Below are 16,110 nucleotides of genomic sequence, written 5' to 3' on the forward strand. Positions count from 1 at the left end.
CCATACCGACCAACCCCGGGGGAAATTCTCATGATGGGTCAAAGCCACGCGCTTTCCGGTGCCGCCGCCTGGCTGGCCTCCGTGCCGCTGCTGACCCACGAGCCCCTGCTGGGTTCCTACGCCGTGTCGCTGACCCCGGCCCAGATCGCCGGCGGGGCCGTGGTCTGCGCGGGAGCGGCGATGCTGCCCGACATCGACCACCACAAGGGCACGATCTCCAACACCCTCGGCCCGATCACTCGGGTGCTGACCAAGGCGGTCGCCAAGGCGTCCGGCGGCCACCGGCAGGCCACCCACTCGATCCTGTTCGCGGTCGCCATGGGCATCGCCAGCGAGCTGCTGGCCACCCACTTCGTGTACGGCTGGTGGGTGCTGCTGTTCCTCATCGTGGCACTGGGGCTGCGCGGCGCCGGGATCGACTTCAAGGTGCGGGGCCGCGAGGTCTACGCCGAGACGCTGGACGCCCTGCTGGCCGCCGGAGTGGTCTTCCTGCTGCACGGTGTGGACATGCGGTTCGTGGGCTACGCCGTGTTCCTGGGCTGCATCGCGCACGTGGCCGGTGACTGCCTCACCCCGCGCGGCTGCCCGGTGTTCTGGCCGGTGAAGAAGCGGATCGGCGTCCCGCTCATCCCCCGTACCGACGGCAAGGTCGAGCGCTGGGTGATCGCCCCGCTGCTCACCCTCGCGATCGTGGTGCTGTCCCTGCGCTCCGCGCTGGGCGACCGGGCCACCGACTGGCTGACCTGAGGCCCGGCCGCGCGGCGGCGCCCTTCAGTAGCGGACGACCATGGCGATCCGGTCGTGGTCGATCAGGAAGCCGTCGGACACGAAGGTGACGTCACCGCCGTAGTCCAGCACCGTCTCGATGACGTGGTCGACCACGTCGTCGATCACGTCCCCGTGGTAGAGGCTCGCGTCACCCTCGATGAGGATCAGGGTGTCTCCGTCCCGCAGCGCCGGGGCGTAGTAGCCGCGCTCGACCACCAGGTGCGCCGCCCGGCCCTCCTCGGCCAGCCGGGTCGTCTCGTCCAGCCCGGCGGCGTAGCGGCGGGCGTTGCGGGCCGCCTCCAGTTCGGCCAGGACGGCCACCTCGCGCAGATCCTCGTAGGCCGCCAGCACCGGCCGGGCGAGCACCGCGAGGTCGTGCGGCGAGGTGGTCTCGTGGCAGCCCTCGATCCGGCCGGCGACCGTCACCGCCGGGCCGGCCACCTCGTCGAAGAAGGCGTGGTGGCGGGTCACCCCGGCGACCACCACGGGCCGCCGGTCCTCGGCGAGCACCCGGTCGAGGGCGGTGCCGACCTCCCGGAAGAACTGGCGCTGCCGCTCGTCGGGCGACGTGCGCGGCGGCCGGTCGAGCTTGCCCGCCCCCTCGGCGGCGTCCTCGGGCAGCCGGTGGCGCATCGGGAAGCCGTACAGGGAGATCTCGGCGAGCTCGTCGTCGAAGCCGTCCAGCAGCCGAACACGGCGGTCCGACAGCGCCAGCACCCAGTAGCGGCGGCTCCGGGTGTACTCGGCCACCAGGTCGCGGGTGACGAACGTGGTGTCCACCACCACCCGCTCGTCGACCGGCTGGGCCAGCATGAAGGCGTGGTGCTCGGCCGGTGCGGCGAGCAGCACCAGCGCGTCGCCGGCATGGGCCAGGTCCACCTCCCCGGCGGCGGCCTCCAGCCCGTGCACCACCTCGTCGGCGGTGCCCGGGCTGATCCGCCCGTCGGCGCGGAGCCTGCGGCGGACCTCCGCCAGCAGGTTGCGCAGCCGGATGGGGTCCTGCTGGTTCTCCGGAGCGTGGCGGCTGGTCGGCATCAGCACCGAGACCGCCGGGAAGGTGCGCGGTTTGCGAAGCTGGGACAGGGTTACGGCGTCCATGATCCCCCGATCAGATGGCATACTCCCCCGTTGCCACCTTTGTAACGGACAACCGGTAAACGAGGTATAAGGCGGAGTCATTCCACCTTATAACCCCTGTTCAGAGCCGATCACGCAGGTCGCGCTTGAGCACCTTGCCGGCCGCCGACACCGGGATCTCGTCGGTGAAGATGACCTCGCGGAGCTTCTTGTAGGGCACGACCTTCTCGTTCACGAAGGCCAGCAGTTCCTCCGCCGTCACCTCGCCCGAGCGCACCACGAACGCGGTGGGCAGCTCGCCGGCCTTCTCGTCCGGCCGGCCGATCACGGCCGCGTTGGCTACCGCCGGGTGGGAGAACAGGATCTCCTCCAGTTCCCGGGGGTACACGTTGTAGCCGTTGTAGAGCAGCATGTCCTTCTTGCGGTCGACGATGAACAGGTAGCCGTCTTCGTCGATGACGCCGATGTCGCCGGTGCGCAGCCAGCCGTCGGCGCCCAGCACCTCGGCGGTCGCCTCCGGCCGGTTCAGGTAGCCGGCCATCACCTGCGGGCCCTTGCCGCACACCTCGCCCTCCTGCCCGGCCGGCAGCGCGGGGGTGGCGTCGTCGACGGTCGCGGCCTCCACCGGGACCACCTTGATCTGGGTGTCGAAGACCGGGACGCCGACGCTGCCGGCCTTGCGCAGCCCCGAGACGTTCGACGGGTTGGCGGTCAGGCCCATGGTGACCTCGGTGAGCCCGTACCCCTCGCCGATGACCGCGTCGGGGAACCTCTCCTGCAGCCGGTTGAGCATCTCCACCGACAGCGGGGCCGCACCCGAGGAGATGCCGCGCACCGCGGACAGGTCGAGGGTCTCGAAGGAGGGGTCGGCGAACAGCGCGGAGAACAGCGCCGGGGCGCCGCCCAGGTTGGTGGCCTGGAACTTCTCCATGTCGGCGAGGAAGGCCGGCACGTCCAGCCGCGGGTGGATGATCACGGTGTTGCCGGAGAGCAGCTGGATGTTGAGGTAGGCGATGGTGCCCATGGCATGGAACCAGGGGGCGACGTTGACGAGCACGCCGGTGCCGAGCCGGGTCGGGTACTCCTCCAGGGCGCCGACCTGGTCGAGGATCAGCCCGCCGGCCTCGTCCAGAGCGGGCACCGAGCCCGCGGCCCAGCAGCCGTACTGGAGCGAGCAGAGCACCGCGTTGCGGTGCGGGATCATGACGCCCTTGGAGCGCCCGGTGGTCCCGCCGGTGTAGGCGATGTGCGCCAGGTCGGCGGTGTCGATCTCCACCTCGGGCGGGGTGTCGGGACGGCCCGCGCCGATCTCGGCGAAGGCGACGCCGCACTCGGCGAAGGCTCCGTCGCACAGGCCCGGCACGTCCGGCTCCCCGAGCAGCCCTGTGATGATCACGGTCTTGATCTTGGTCCGGCCGAGCGCCTGGGCGACCGGGGCCGCCACGAAGTCCAGCGTCACCACCGCGATAGCCCCGCAGTCGTCGAGCTGGTGGGCCAGGTCGTCCGGCGGCAGCAGCGGGTTGCAGGGCGAGAAGGTGGCGCCGGCCAGCAGGGTCCCGTAGTAGGCGATCGGGAACTCCGGCAGGTTGGGCAGGTGCAGGGCGACCACGTCGCCGCGGCCGATGCCGCGCTCCCGCAGCCCGTGGGCGAAGCGCGCCGCGGCGGCGGCGAGTTCGGTGAAGGAGAGGTCCTGTCCGGCGTAGTGGAAGGCCGTGCGCGCGCCGAACCGGCGGGCCGCGCCGGCCAGGATCGCGCCCACCGGCACGTCCGGGTACTCCAGCGAGCGCGGCAGCCCGGCCGGCCAGTGTGCGAGGTGTGTCCCGGACGTCGCGCCCATGGTTATCGCCCTTCCACGAGTTTCGGACCTGCGTCGGTGTGAGGATCCTCACCGTACGCCAAATAGAACCGCGTTCGGGTGTTTCGTACAAGGGGTGATCGTCAACGAGGACCGAGCACCGCGGGCACGGTGTCAGCGCTCGCGCGCGTCGCGATCGGCGAGGGCCGCCAGCTGGGCGTTGTACCGGGCCAGCTCGTCGTCCTCCTGCCCGGCCCCGGCTCGGTCCGCCTTGCGATCCTGCCGGCGGGCCTGCCGCTGGTCGTCCAGGAACCACTGGGCGCCGATGACGATCAGCACGATGAGGGTCGGGATCTCACCGAACCCCCAGGCGATCGCGCCGCCCGCGTGCTGGTCTTCGAGCACGGACGTACCCCAGGGCGGCCGGACCACGTTGTACCAGCCCGCGGCGATCGGCTGGCTGAGGTTCATCAGCGCGATCCCGAAGAAGGCGTGGAACGGCATCGTGACGAACAGCAGCAGCAGCCGGCCGACGTGCGGCAGCCGGCGCGGCGCCGGGTCCACCCCGATGAGCACCCAGAAGAACAGCGCCCCGGAGGCCAGGAAGTGGACCTCCATCGCGATGTGCCCGAGATGGTCGCGCATCGCGCTCTCGAACAGCGGGGTGAAGTACAGCGCGAAGGTGCTCGTCACGAAGATCGCCGTGGCCACGCCGGGATGCGCCACCACGGCGATGACCCGGCTGTGCAGGATCGCCGTCAGCCACTCGCGCGGCCCCCGGTCGCCCCGGACCTTCGCGGGCTTCAGCGCCCGCAGCGCCAGGGTGAGCGGCGCGCCCAGCACCAGGAAGATCGGCGTGATCATCGAGAGCACCATGTGCTGGGCCATGTGCACGCTGAACAGGATCGGCGCGTACGTGGCCACCCCGGTCTGGGTCACCGCGACGAGCGTGATCAGGCCCAGGAACCAGGCGACGGTGCGCCCGACCGGCCAGCGGTCGCCCCGCCGGTACAGCCGGACCAGCCCCGCCACGTACAGCCCGGCGAGGACCACGACGACCAGTGCGAAGAAGAAGTCCAGCCGCCACAGGCCGAGCAGCCGGCCGACCGTGAGCGGCGGGGGCATGCCGTAGCCGAGCAGCGAGCGGACCGGGTCCTCCTCCAGCGCGACGACGGGCGGGGCGGTGCGGGCCAGACCCACCGCCAGGCCCATCACCGCGCCCATCACCGCCACCTCGACCGTGGCCAGTCGGATGAACGCGCGCGGCTTCCGGTCGGCCACCGCGGGCAGCGTCCGGCGGCGGTGCCACCAGCCGAACCAGCCGAGCACCGCGAACGCGACCGCCTTCGCCAGCACCAGCCGCCCGTACGCGCTGGTGAACAGCTCGGCCGGCTCGGGCAGCCGGGCCGCGACGTTGGCCAGCCCGCTGAACCCGACGAGGACGTAGCACCCCAGCGCCATCCGGCTGAAGCGGTCGGCCATGACGCCGAGCCCGTCGGCGTCGCGGCGGGCATGCAACCCGAGCATGACCAGCCCGCCCACCCACAGGACGACCGCCACCACGTGCAGGGCCAGCGCGGTGACCGCGGCGCCGTGGTTGGCGGCGGAGGCGGAGTGGCCGGTCAGCGGCGGCGGCAGCAGCGCGATCCCGGCCACCAGGAGCAGGCCGCCCGCCCCGTTCGGGGTGACCGTGGTGCGGGCCAGCAGGGCGACGACCACGGTGAGCAGGATGACGAGCAACAGCCCGGTGCCCTGCGGCAGCGAGCCGATGTAGCTGCTCAGCTCGTTGCCGGCGAGGACCTTGCCGGGCGGTTCGCCGAGCACGTCGGAGACGGTGAGCACCAGGGTGGTCCCGGCGGCGGCCGCCCAGAGCACGGCGGTCCAGGAGGCCGCCCGCAGGTAGCCCGTGGCGGCGGGGCCGAGCCGCCCCTGCGGCAGTGGCAGCAGCGCCGCCGCCGCCAGCAGCGCGCCCACGGTCAGGACGGCGCCCACGTCCATCACGAGCCGGGCCGCGGGCAGCCCCCAGCGGGTCGTCGCACCCGCGTCGCCCAATCCGGGGATGACCTTCTCGGTGACCGCCCCGCCCGCGACCAGCGTCGCGACGAGGGCGGCCAGGGCGGCGGCCGCGGCGATGGCCGCGGCCCGCGCGATCCCGAGGGCCTGCTTATTCACCGCTGTTCCCCGCCGGGTCGCGGCGGCGCAGGACGACCCAGGCGAACCCGATCCCGACGCCCAGCAGCAGCCCGCCGCCGATCACGAGCGGCGTGTTCGAGCCGCCGTCGTCGGCCTTCTGCGCGCCGGCGGGAGAGGCCGGCGCACCGGCGGGCTCCGCGCCCGGCGGGAGGGTGGGCGTGGTGCCCGGCGCCGGCGTCGCCCCGGCGTCGCTGGTCGGTGTGTCGCCGCCGGTCACGGTGAAGTCCAGGGTGCCGGGGATCGGGTGCCCGTCCTCGCCGACCACCCGGTAGGCGACGGTGTAGGAGCCGGCCGGCAGCGCGCCGCTGAGCGACTGCGTCACCCGGGGCCCGTCACGGCGTGCCTCGCCGGTCTGGAACTCCTTGCCCGCGGTGTCCTTGACCAGGACCTTCGCGTGCTGGATCCGGTCGCTGAAAACTAGCAGCACCTCGCTCGGCGGGGCCACCTTCGCGTTCTTGGCGGGGTTGCTGCTGATCAGCCGGGTGTGCGCGGCGGCCGGAGAGGCCAGGAGGACGCCCGCGCCCAGGGCCAGCAGGAGGGCCACGGCGAACGTGCGGGTGCGGGTCATGATGGTGCGCGGCATTGCGCGATCTCCAGGTAGGGGCGGGGTAACCCCTCAACGATAGTGACTGCCTGTGGTGCCCGGTACCCAGGCGGGGTTCAGGAGCAGTCGCAGCAGTCGCACTTGCAGCAGGAACCGGAGCAGTCGCAGCAGTTCGCGCAGGAGTCGCCGGAGCCGCCGTCCCCCCGGCGCCGAGTGCAGTGGCAGCGGTCACGACAGCGCCTGCCGTGCCACCTGCTCCACGGCGGCTGCCAGATCCCGCAGCTGGCGCAGGACAGCGTCCCGGAGAAGCAGGGCACCGGGAACGGCGGCCGGGGCGGGCGGCCCGGCGGGTACTGCGGCGGCGGGTACCCGCCCGGACCGTAGGGCTGCTGCGGCGGGTACCCGCCGGGGCCGTAGGGCTGTCCCGGCGGGTATCCGCCGGGCCCGTGCGGCGGGTACCCGGCGAAGACGCGGTCGACGGAGCGGCGCGCCTCACGGTCGAGCAGGGCGTGCACCAGCCGGGGTTCCGCCAGCTCCAGTTCGGCCAGGGCCAGCCGCAGCCCGTGCAGCGCGTCGTCGCAGTGCCGGCGCGCCTCCCCGGCCGTGGTGCCGGTGGCCAGCAGCGGGTTGAAGGCGCCCGCCGCCCGGTCGTCGTGGTAGTCCTCGACCGCGTCGAGCAGGTGGGCGAGCCGGCCGAAGAACCGGCCGGCCTCGGCGAGCGGTTCGGCGTTGCCCGGCCGGCCCGCCAGCACCGCGGTGTGCGCGAAGGCCGCCGCCACCGCCAGCTCGGTCGGCTCGGTGAGCTCCAGCAGGCCCAGCCCGGGGGTCGCCTCCAGTTCGGCCTGGCGCAGTGCCGCGGAGCGCAGCGGGCCGGGGTCGAAGCCCACGGCCGCGCCGGTCCGTTCCCCGGCCGCGTCCCAGCGGCCAGCCAGCCGGCCGGCCACGGCCGCCACCGGCCGGCGGGCGTGGGCGCCGTCGCCGTCCGCCAGGTGGTCGCGGGTCTTGCCCGCGGCCAGCAGCAGGGAGACCGCGGCGGCCAGCCGGGCGCCCTCGTCCCGGGCGTCGACCACGTCCGCGGTGCGCATTCCGCGCAGCGCGCACGGCCCGGCGGTGCGGTGCGCCGAACCGCCCGGCCGCTGGGCCTCGACGAGCACCGACACCAGCAGGCCGTCGTAGTTGGTGACCAGGCGCGCGGCCTGGCCGTGTTCCCTGCGCAGGGTCAGGCACAGGCCGCAGAGGTGGGCCATCCATTCCTTGAAGAGCGATGTACACATACCGTGCTGGCATGGGCGGATGACACCGAACATCTGCTGTGTTCTCCCCTCGGCCCCGTCCGGCGCATTATGACCGCATCACCTGGGTTCTGGGTTCGGGCGAGATCACAATCCGGCACAGGCGAGCGCCCTCCGGTAGGCGGCCAGCCGGGGCTCCTCCCCCGCTTCGGTCTCTCCCAGCAGTTCCGCCAGGTCGAACCAGGTCTGCGCCGCGTCCCGGGTCGCCTCCATCTCCTCCAGGTGGGTCGCCGCGCGGGTCAGCGCGGACACCGCCTCGTCGCGCCGGCCCAGCCGGACCAGCGCCTCCCCCAACACGGTGAGCGCCCATGCGGTGGCCCGCCGGGGCGCCTCGCCGAGCAGTTCGATCGCCTCTCCGGCGAGTTCGGCGGCGGCGGCCGGGCGGCCGAGCGCGGTCTCGGCGCGGGCCAGCTCGGTCAGGCACCAGGCCACGTCGATCTCGCCGGCGGCGCTGGCCGCGATCTCGCGGCGCACCCGCACCAGCAGCTCCCGGGCCTGCGCGGCCTCCTCGGGACGGGCGCGCAGCAGCAGGCTGGCGTAGGCGGTGCGGAGCCGGTTGAGGTTGCGCCGGTCCTCCTCCTCGCCGAGCAGCAGCAGGGCCCGCTCGGCGAGCGCGGCGCCGACCTCGTACTCGCCGCGGATCTCGGCGACGTAGGCCGCCTCCCAGTACGCGGCCATCCGCGCCTTGGGGCTGCCGAGCCGCTCGGCCCGGTCGATCAGCTGGTCGGCGAGCTGGTGGGCGCGGACGAGGTCGCCCCGCTCGATGAAGGCGGCCAGCAGCATGGCGCCCAGATGCACCGCGGCGTCGGTGTGCTCGGACCCGATGGTGGCGAGCTGCCGCAGCGCCTCCTCGGCGACCTGGACGCTGGCGCTCAGGTCGCCGCGCTCGCGCAGGCAGCGGCTCAGCGCCACGTGCACCCTGGCCCAGTGGTCGAGGTCGGCCTCGGCGGATGCCTCGGTGGTGAGCTGCCGCAGCTCGGCGATGGCCGCCTCCAGCTCTCCGGTGGCCTCCAGCGCCAGGGCGTGCCCCCAGCGGGCCTGGTGCAGCAGGTCCGGCAGCGCCACCGCGTCCTTGTTGTCCAGCACCTCGGCGAACCGGGCGCGGGCCTCGGCCGCCGCCCCGTTCTGCAAGGCGATCTCGGCGTAGTCGAGGGTCACCCGCAGCTCGTCGACGACCTCTTCGCTGACCCCGCTGACCAGATAGGTCGCCGAGCAGTTGAGCTTGCCGGCCAGCAGCTCGATCACGCTCGGCGCCGGAACGCGCTTGTCGCTCTCGATCAGCGAGATGTAGCTGTCGGACAGCTCGGGGAAGGCGAGCTGTGCCTGACTGATCCCCTGTCGGATGCGCAACGTCCGGATCCGCTGCCCAAGGGATTCTTGACCGACCATCACGAACTCACCGCCACCTTCAACGCACGGCCCGAATCCTTCCAGTGTGTCGAGATCGCATGCCGAAGGCTTCTCGTTTCACCGGATCCGGTACGAAGCGTAATCATCCGTGGTCGACCAGCGCGAGATGGCCCACCAGAAAAATCTTGCGTACCTGACTAGACAGGCGGGATCACCCGGAAGCATGTCAAAACCGGGCGAGAATGGTGAAGCCTGACGACGATCGGGCCGCCGGTTCATCGAATCCGCCGGTACGGGGCCCGCCCGAACCCTGTTGTACTGGGGGAATGACCGACGACAACGGGGTGCGGTGGCTGAACGGGCTGCCGCCTCCCGACGCCGAGCGCGAGTTGCTGGCCTGCTGCGGCGCGCCGGCCTGGGCGCGCGCGGTCGCGGCGGCCCGGCCGTTCGCCGACCCGGCCGCGCCGCTCGCCGCGGCCGAGGCCGCGTCCGCCGCCCTGGCCTGGCCGGACGTGGCCGAGGCGCTGGCCCGCCATCCGCGGATCGGCGACCGGCCCGCGGGAGACGACCGCGAGTCGGCCTGGTCGCGGGGCGAGCAGTCGGGAACCGCCACCGCCGGCCACCGGGTGGCACGCGACCTGCACGCGGGGAACCTGGCCTACGAGGAGCGGTTCGGCCACGTCTTCCTGATCTGCGCCACGGGGCTGTCCGCCGCCGACATGCTCGCCGCGCTGCGCCGGCGGCTGGACAACGCCCCCGCCGCCGAGCGTGAGATCGTCCGGAACGAACTGCACAAGATCGCGCGCCTGCGCCTGGAGAAACTGCTGGAGCATTACCGGTGACGCTGTCCACCCACGTCCTCGACACCCATCTCGGCCGGCCCGCCGCCGGCGTGCCGGTCCGGCTCGACCGGCACATGGGGGACACCTGGAGCCCGCTGGCCGAGGACGTGACCGACGCCGACGGGCGGCTGTCCGGGTTGCCGGCCCCGGAGCCGGGCACCTACCGGCTGCGGTTCGGCACCGGCCCCTACTTCGCGGGGCTGGGCACCGCGACTTTCTATCCGGAGGTGAGCGTCGTCTTCACCGTCGCCGACCCGGGTGAACACCACCACGTACCGCTGCTGGTGAGCCCGTTCGGCTACTCGACCTACCGGGGGAGCTGACCGATGGCGATCGTCCTGGGGGACAACCGGTACGGCAAGGCCGAGGTGCGGGTGGTGCGGGTCGACCGGAGCGGCGACACCCACACCCTGCGCGACCTCAACGTGTCCGTGGCGCTGTCGGGCGAGTTCGCCGCGGTGCACCTGACCGGCGACAACGCGGCGGTGCTGACCACCGACGCGCAGAAGAACACCGTGTTCGCGTTCGCCCGCGAGCACGGCGTCGCCTCGCCCGAGGAGTTCGGGCTGCGGCTCGCCCGGCACTTCGTCGGTTCGCAGCCGGCGGTGCGGCGGGCCCGGGTGACGGTCGAGGAGTACGCCTGGGACCGCGTCCCGGTCACCGGCCACTCGTTCGTCCGGCGCGGCGGCGAGATCCGCACCGTACGGGTGACGCACGACGGGTCCGCAACGCACGTGGTGGCGGGCCTGCGCGGGCTGACCGTGCTGAACTCCACCGGCTCGGAGTTCCGCGGGTACGTCAAGGACGCCTACACGACCCTGCCCGAAACCCTCGACCGGGTGCTCGCCACCGAGGTCCACGCCGAATGGCGGCACCTCTCCCCCACGGCGTCCCCCGAGGCGCCCTGGGACGCCTCGTTCACCGAGGTCCGGCGGCTGCTGCTGGAGACGTTCGCCGGCACCTACAGCCGCTCCCTCCAGCAGACGCTGTACGCGATGGGCCGCCGGGTGCTGGAGGAATGCCCGGGGCTGGGCGAGATCCGGCTGTCGATGCCCAACCGGCATCACTTCCTGGCCGACCTGGAGCCGTTCGGCCTGGACAACCCCGGCGCGGTCTTCTACGCCGCCGACCGCCCCTACGGCCTGATCGAGGGCACCGTCCTGCGCGACGACGCCCCGCCCGCCGAGGAGGCCTGGTGAGAACGGACCCCGCGGTGTTCCTGCGCCCGGCCACCTGGGCCGAGGCGCTGGCGGCGAAGGCCGAGCACCCGGCAGCGCGGCCGATCATGGGCGGCACCGACGTGATGGTCGAGCTGAACTTCGACCGGCCGCGCCCGCCCGCGCTGCTCGACCTGACCGCGATCCCCGAGCTCGCCGGGTGGGAGCGGACGGGCGGCCTGATCCGGCTGGGCGCCGGAGTGCCCTACACCCGGATCATCACCGAACTCGGGGACGCGCTGCCGGGCCTGGCGGGCGCCGCCCGCACGGTCGGGTCGCCGCAGATCCGCAACCGGGGCACGGTCGGCGGCAACCTGGGCTCGGCCTCTCCCGCCGGGGACGCCCACCCGCCGCTGCTGGCGACCGGCGCCGCGGTGGAGGTCGCGTCGGCGCGCGGGACGCGCGAGATCCCGATCGGCGACTTCTTCACCGGGCCCAAGCGCAGCGCGCTGCTGCCGGACGAACTGATCCGCGCGGTCCGGGTGCCGGCGGCAGCCGGACCGCAGCAGTTCGCCAAGGTCGGCACCCGGAACGCGATGGTGATCGCGGTCTGCTCGTTCGCGCTGGCCCTGCGGCCCGCGGACCGGGCGGCCGGCACCGGGATCGGCTCGGCGGGACCCGTCCCGCTGCAAGCTCCCGAGGCCGAGGAGTTCCTGGCCGGCGAGCTGGACTGGACCTCCCCCGAGGCGCTGGACGAGCGGGTGGCGCGGCGGTTCGGGGAGCTGGTGGCCGCCGCGGCGCGGCCGATCGACGACGTGCGGGGCCATGCGGCGTACCGGCGGCACGCGCTGGCGGTGCTGGCCCGCCGCACGCTGACCTGGGCCTGGGACGACTACCGGAGGGAGACCGCGGGTGCGGGTGACGTTGACGGTCAACGGTGAACGGCGGGTCGCCGACGACGTGTGGCCGGGCGAGTCGCTGCTGTACGTGCTGCGGGAGCGGCTGGGCCTGCCCGGCGCCAAGAACGCCTGCGAGCAGGGCGAGTGCGGTTCGTGCACGGTCTACCTGGACGACGTGCCGGTCTGCTCGTGCCTGGTCGCCGCCGGGCAGGCGCAGGGCCGCGAGGTCCGCACGGTGGAGGGCCTGGCCGACGGCGGCCGGCTCGATCCGGTGCAGGCGGCGTTCGCCGAGGCGGGCGCGGTGCAGTGCGGTTTCTGCACGCCCGGCCTGATCGTCCAGACGCACGCCCTGCTGCGGGACGACCCGGACCCGGCCGACGCCGACATCCGCGAGGCCCTGGCCGGCAACCTCTGCCGCTGCACCGGCTACGAAAAGATCATCGAAGCCGTCAAGCTCGCCGCCGCCCGCACCGGGGGGTCGCAATGATCGTCGTCGAGAACGGGCACGTCGTGACCGTGGGCGGGGACGAGTATCCCGCCGGGCACGTGGTGATCGACGGCGACCGGATCGTCGCCGTGGGGCCCGGCGCCGCGCCGCCCGGGGAGTACTCCGAGCGGATCGACGCGGGCGGGTGCCTGGTGACGCCGGGGCTGGTGAACACGCACCACCACCTGTACCAGTGGGCCACCCAGGGCTTCGTCCCGGACGGCACCCTGTTCGAGTGGCTGACCGGGCTGTACGACATCTGGGCCGGGATGGACGCCGAGGTGGTCGCCGACGCAGCCGCGGCGGGGCTGGCCTGGCTGGCGCTGTCGGGGTGCACGACCACCACCGACCACCACTACGTGTTCCCCCGCGGGCGGGGCGACCTGTTCGCCGCCGAGGTGGCCGCGGCCCGCCGGATCGGGCTGCGCTTCCACCCGTGCCGCGGCTCGATGGACCGGGGCCGCTCCCAGGGCGGCCTGCCGCCGGACGAGGTCGTCGAGGACACCGAGGCCGCGCTGCTCGCCACCGAGGCGGCGATCGACGCCTACCACGACCCGGCGCCCGGCTCGATGCTGCGGGTGGCGGTGGCGCCCTGCTCCCCCTTCTCGGTGACCGAAAAGCTGATGACCGAGGCGGCGGCGCTGGCCCGGCGGCGGGGCGTCCGGCTGCACACCCACCTGGCCGAGACGCTGGACGAGGACGAGCACTGCCGCGCGCAGTTCGGCTGCACGCCGGGCGAGTACATGGAGCGGCTGGGCTGGCTGGGCGACGACGTGTGGTTCGCGCACTGCGTGCACCTGGACGACGCCGACATCGCCCGGTTCGCCGCCACCGGCACCGGAACCGCGCACTGCCCCAGCTCCAACGGCCGGCTCGGCGCGGGCATCGCCCGGGTCGCGGAACTGCTGGCGGCGGGGGCTCCGGTGGGGCTGGGCGTGGACGGCGCGGCCTCCAGCGAGCTGACCCCACTGGCCGGCGAGTTGCGGCAGGCGCTGCTGTTCCAGCGCGCCCGGTCCGGCCCCCGGGCGCTCACCGCCCGGCAGGCCCTGGAGCTCGGCACCCTGGGCGGCGCCCGCTGCCTGGGCCGGCAGGACGAGATCGGCACGCTGGCGCCGGGGAAGCTGGCCGACCTCGCGATCTGGCGGCTCGGCGGCTTCCACGCCGCGGTCGCCGACCCGGTGACCGCCCTGGTCTTCGGCCCCACCCCGCCACTGGCCCGGCTGCTGGTCGCCGGGCGGACCGTCGTCGCGGACGGCGAGCTGCGCACCGCCCCGCAGGACGCGGTGGCCGCCGGCGGCGTCCGGGCCCGTGACCGCCTGCTGGGAGGACGCCCATGACACCGCCCATGACACCGCCGGTGGCACCGTCGCGCGTCGAGTCCCGCACCGTCCCCGGCGGGGTGGGTGACAGCGCCGCCCGGCCCGACGGCGTCCTCAAGGTGACCGGGGAGTTCGCCTACTCCTCGGACCTGTGGGCCGACGACATGCTGTGGGGCGTCACGCTGCGCGCCCCGCACCCCCGGGCGCTGATCAAAAGCATCGACCTCGGCCCGGCGCTGGCCGTGCCGGGCGTGCACGCGGTGCTCACCCACGAGGACGTGCCCGGCGAGAAGCACTACGGCCTCGACCGCCGCGACCAGCCGGTGCTGGCCGTCGACCAGGTGCGCTACCAGGGCGAGCCGGTGGCGCTGGTGGCCGCCGACCACCCGGAGACCGCGCGCCGGGCGCGCGACCGGATCCGGGTGGAGTACGAGGTGCTGGAGCCGGTGACCGACGCGCGCCGGGCCGCCCTGGACCCTGGCTGCCCGAAGGTGCACGAGTCGGGTAACGTCGTCCGGCACCAGCCGATCCGGCGGGGCGACCCGGAGACGTCCGGCGCCGAGGTGGTGGTGACCGGCGAGTACGAGGTCGGCATGCAGGATCAGGCGTTCCTGGGCCCGGAGTCGGGGTTGGCGGTGCCCGCCGAGGACGGCGGGGTGGACCTGTTCGTCGCCACCCAGTGGCTGCACGTCGACCAGGAGCAGATCGCCCCCTGCCTGGGGCTGCCGCCGGAGAAGGTGCGGCTCACCCTGGCCGGGGTGGGCGGCGCGTTCGGTGCCCGCGAGGACCTGTCGATGCAGGTGCACGCCTGCCTGCTGGCGCTGCGCACCGGCCGCCCGGTCAAGATCGTGTACGGCCGGGAGGAGTCGTTCTTCGGGCACGTGCACCGGCATCCGGCCACGCTGCGGTACGAGCACGGCGCCACCCGGGACGGCCGGCTGGTGCACGTCAAGGCCGAGATCGTCCTGGACGGCGGGGCGTACGCCTCCTCCACCACGGCCGTGGTGGGCAACGCCGCGTCCCTGGGCGCCGGCCCGTACGAGGTGCCGAACGTGGCGATCGACGCCTACGGCGTCTACACCAACAACCCGCCGTGCGGGGCGATGCGCGGCTTCGGCGCCGTGCAGGCGTGCTTCGCCTACGAGTCGCAGATGGACCGGCTGGCGCAGGCGTGCGGGCTGGACCCGGTGGAGATCCGCGTCCGCAACGCGCTGTCGGAGGGGTCCACGCTGGCCACCGGCCAGGTGGTGGACATGCCCGCCCCGCTGACCGACCTGCTGGAACGCGCCCGGGCGTTCCCCGCTCCCCCGCCGCCGGACCGCTCGGACGCGCGGAACCTGCCGGGCGGGGTGGCGAACACCACCCGCGGCGAGGGCGTGGTGCGCGGAGTCGGCTACGGCATCGGGATCAAGAACATCTGCTACTCGGAGGGGTTCGACGACTTCTCCACCGCCCGGGTCCGGCTGGAGCTGGTCGGCGGCGAACCGGCGGCGCTGGTGCACACCGCCGCCGCCGAGGTGGGCCAGGGCCTGGTGACGTTGCAGGCGCAGATCGCCCGCACCGAGCTGGGCGTGGCGCGGGTGACGGTGGCCCCGGCAGACACCGCCGTCGGCTCGGCGGGCTCCTCCAGCGCGTCCCGCCAGTCGTACATGACCGGCGGCGCGGTCAAGGCGGCCTGCGCGGCGGTGCGGGAGCAGGTGGTGAAGCTGGCGGAGGCCCGGCTCGGCCGGACGCTCGGCGAGGTCACGCTGCGCGACGGCGAGCTGCGGGCCGATGGCGTGGCCGTGCCGCTGGCCGAGATCCTCGCCGGCGAGGCGGTCGAGGAGACCCGGGAGTACCGGCACCGGCGCACCTTCCCGCTGGACCCGGTGACCGGGCAGGGGAACTCGCACGTGCAGTTCGCGTTCTGCGTGCACCGGGCGGTGGTGGACGTGGACGTGGAGCTGGGCCTGGTCAAGGTGGTGGAGCTGGCCGCGGTGCAGGACGTGGGCAAGATCCTCAACCCGGTCTCGCTGGCGGGGCAGATCCACGGCGGCACCGCGCAGGGTCTGGGACTGGCCCTGATGGAGGAGGTCCAGGTCTCCGGCGGGGAGATCCGCAACCCCTCCTTCACCGACTACCTGATCCCCACCATCCTCGACATGCCGCCGATGCGGCTGGAGATCCTGGAGCACCCCGACCCGTTCGCCCCGTACGGGCTGCGCGGGGCGGGCGAGCCTCCCACGCTGTCCTCGACCCCGGCGATCGTGGCGGCGGTGCGGGACGCCGCCGGGCTCCCGCTCACCCGGATCCCGATCCGGCCGGAACACATTACCGGAACGTAATATGCACGTAGAGTAACGACCCATGCTCACTGATCCGCCAGGCCGGCCGCCCGCCCCGCGCCG

General features: G+C 73.8%; 14 protein-coding genes. 8 read left to right on the plus strand and 6 right to left on the minus strand.

All coding sequences use genetic code 11. The features are described 5' to 3' along the window. Nucleotides 1–30: 30 nt before the first annotated feature. Nucleotides 31–747, plus strand: a complete 717-nt coding sequence (locus DPM19_RS22160) for a metal-dependent hydrolase (RefSeq protein ID WP_199485217.1) — start codon at nucleotides 31–33, stop codon at nucleotides 745–747. Nucleotides 748–771: 24 nt separating this feature from the next. Here DPM19_RS22160 and DPM19_RS22165 read toward each other — a convergent pair whose 3' ends face one another. From DPM19_RS22165 to DPM19_RS22190, 6 genes are all read right to left on the minus strand, one after another. Beyond that, nucleotides 772–1,866, minus strand: coding sequence for a baeRF3 domain-containing protein (locus DPM19_RS22165; RefSeq protein ID WP_111869887.1), 1,095 nt, complete (start codon nucleotides 1,864–1,866; stop codon nucleotides 772–774). Between the two features lie 100 nt (nucleotides 1,867–1,966). After that, on the minus strand, nucleotides 1,967–3,682 hold the full coding sequence (locus DPM19_RS22170; RefSeq protein ID WP_111869888.1) for an AMP-binding protein: 1,716 nt from the start codon (nucleotides 3,680–3,682) through the stop codon (nucleotides 1,967–1,969). A gap of 132 nt (nucleotides 3,683–3,814) precedes the next feature. Further along, on the minus strand, nucleotides 3,815–5,812 hold the full coding sequence (locus tag DPM19_RS22175) for a cytochrome c oxidase assembly protein (RefSeq protein ID WP_233510632.1): 1,998 nt from the start codon (nucleotides 5,810–5,812) through the stop codon (nucleotides 3,815–3,817). Beyond that, nucleotides 5,805–6,416: a copper resistance CopC family protein gene (locus tag DPM19_RS22180; RefSeq protein WP_111869889.1), complete on the minus strand. Its 612-nt coding sequence runs from the start codon at nucleotides 6,414–6,416 to the stop codon at nucleotides 5,805–5,807. The genes DPM19_RS22175 and DPM19_RS22180 overlap by 8 nt, the downstream gene beginning before the upstream one ends. Nucleotides 6,417–6,493: 77 nt before the next feature. Next, nucleotides 6,494–7,684 (minus strand): DUF5685 family protein, encoded by a 1,191-nt coding sequence (locus tag DPM19_RS22185; RefSeq protein ID WP_111869890.1) that lies wholly within the window; start codon nucleotides 7,682–7,684, stop codon nucleotides 6,494–6,496. A gap of 72 nt (nucleotides 7,685–7,756) precedes the next feature. Further along, nucleotides 7,757–9,019: a helix-turn-helix domain-containing protein gene (locus DPM19_RS22190; RefSeq protein ID WP_233510634.1), complete on the minus strand. Its 1,263-nt coding sequence runs from the start codon at nucleotides 9,017–9,019 to the stop codon at nucleotides 7,757–7,759. Nucleotides 9,020–9,345: 326 nt separating this feature from the next. On the opposite strand from DPM19_RS22190, the gene uraD reads away from it, so the two are divergent. The 7 genes from uraD to pucD are packed head-to-tail and all read left to right on the plus strand — an operon-like array spanning nucleotide 9,346 to nucleotide 16,047. Beyond that, nucleotides 9,346–9,861 carry a 2-oxo-4-hydroxy-4-carboxy-5-ureidoimidazoline decarboxylase gene (uraD, locus tag DPM19_RS22195; protein WP_111869891.1) on the plus strand — a complete coding sequence of 172 codons (516 nt, stop codon included), beginning with the start codon at nucleotides 9,346–9,348 and terminating at the stop codon, nucleotides 9,859–9,861. Then, nucleotides 9,858–10,184, plus strand: a complete 327-nt coding sequence (gene uraH, locus DPM19_RS22200) for a hydroxyisourate hydrolase (protein ID WP_111869892.1) — start codon at nucleotides 9,858–9,860, stop codon at nucleotides 10,182–10,184. Before uraD ends, uraH begins: the two co-directional genes overlap by 4 nt. A 3-nt stretch (nucleotides 10,185–10,187) precedes the next feature. Next, nucleotides 10,188–11,060 (plus strand): factor-independent urate hydroxylase, encoded by an 873-nt coding sequence (gene pucL, locus DPM19_RS22205; protein ID WP_111869893.1) that lies wholly within the window; start codon nucleotides 10,188–10,190, stop codon nucleotides 11,058–11,060. Continuing rightward, nucleotides 11,057–11,959: an FAD binding domain-containing protein gene (locus DPM19_RS22210; protein WP_233510635.1), complete on the plus strand. Its 903-nt coding sequence runs from the start codon at nucleotides 11,057–11,059 to the stop codon at nucleotides 11,957–11,959. Before pucL ends, DPM19_RS22210 begins: the two co-directional genes overlap by 4 nt. Continuing rightward, nucleotides 11,931–12,404, plus strand: coding sequence for a (2Fe-2S)-binding protein (locus tag DPM19_RS22215; RefSeq protein WP_111869959.1), 474 nt, complete (start codon nucleotides 11,931–11,933; stop codon nucleotides 12,402–12,404). Before DPM19_RS22210 ends, DPM19_RS22215 begins: the two co-directional genes overlap by 29 nt. Then, nucleotides 12,401–13,741, plus strand: coding sequence for an 8-oxoguanine deaminase (locus tag DPM19_RS22220; RefSeq protein WP_111869894.1), 1,341 nt, complete (start codon nucleotides 12,401–12,403; stop codon nucleotides 13,739–13,741). Before DPM19_RS22215 ends, DPM19_RS22220 begins: the two co-directional genes overlap by 4 nt. After that, nucleotides 13,738–16,047: a xanthine dehydrogenase subunit D gene (gene pucD, locus DPM19_RS22225; protein ID WP_111869895.1), complete on the plus strand. Its 2,310-nt coding sequence runs from the start codon at nucleotides 13,738–13,740 to the stop codon at nucleotides 16,045–16,047. The genes DPM19_RS22220 and pucD overlap by 4 nt, the downstream gene beginning before the upstream one ends. The last annotated feature ends 63 nt before the right edge of the window (nucleotides 16,048–16,110 follow it).

It is taken from the genome of Actinomadura craniellae (assembly GCF_003289645.1).
Classification (GTDB): Bacteria; Actinomycetota; Actinomycetes; order Streptosporangiales; family Streptosporangiaceae; genus Actinomadura_D; species Actinomadura_D craniellae.

Coding starts and splice junctions, on each gene's coding strand:
- DPM19_RS22170 (WP_111869888.1), bottom strand. CDS start 3,682: ATGGGCGCGACGTCCGGGACACACCTCGCACACTGGCCGGCCGGGCTG.
- uraD (WP_111869891.1), top strand. CDS start 9,346: ATGACCGACGACAACGGGGTGCGGTGGCTGAACGGGCTGCCGCCTCCC.
- DPM19_RS22165 (WP_111869887.1), bottom strand. CDS start 1,866: ATGGACGCCGTAACCCTGTCCCAGCTTCGCAAACCGCGCACCTTCCCG.
- DPM19_RS22160 (WP_199485217.1), top strand. CDS start 31: ATGATGGGTCAAAGCCACGCGCTTTCCGGTGCCGCCGCCTGGCTGGCC.
- pucL (WP_111869893.1), top strand. CDS start 10,188: ATGGCGATCGTCCTGGGGGACAACCGGTACGGCAAGGCCGAGGTGCGG.
- pucD (WP_111869895.1), top strand. CDS start 13,738: ATGACACCGCCCATGACACCGCCGGTGGCACCGTCGCGCGTCGAGTCC.
- DPM19_RS22220 (WP_111869894.1), top strand. CDS start 12,401: ATGATCGTCGTCGAGAACGGGCACGTCGTGACCGTGGGCGGGGACGAG.
- DPM19_RS22185 (WP_111869890.1), bottom strand. CDS start 7,684: ATGTTCGGTGTCATCCGCCCATGCCAGCACGGTATGTGTACATCGCTC.
- DPM19_RS22180 (WP_111869889.1), bottom strand. CDS start 6,416: ATGCCGCGCACCATCATGACCCGCACCCGCACGTTCGCCGTGGCCCTC.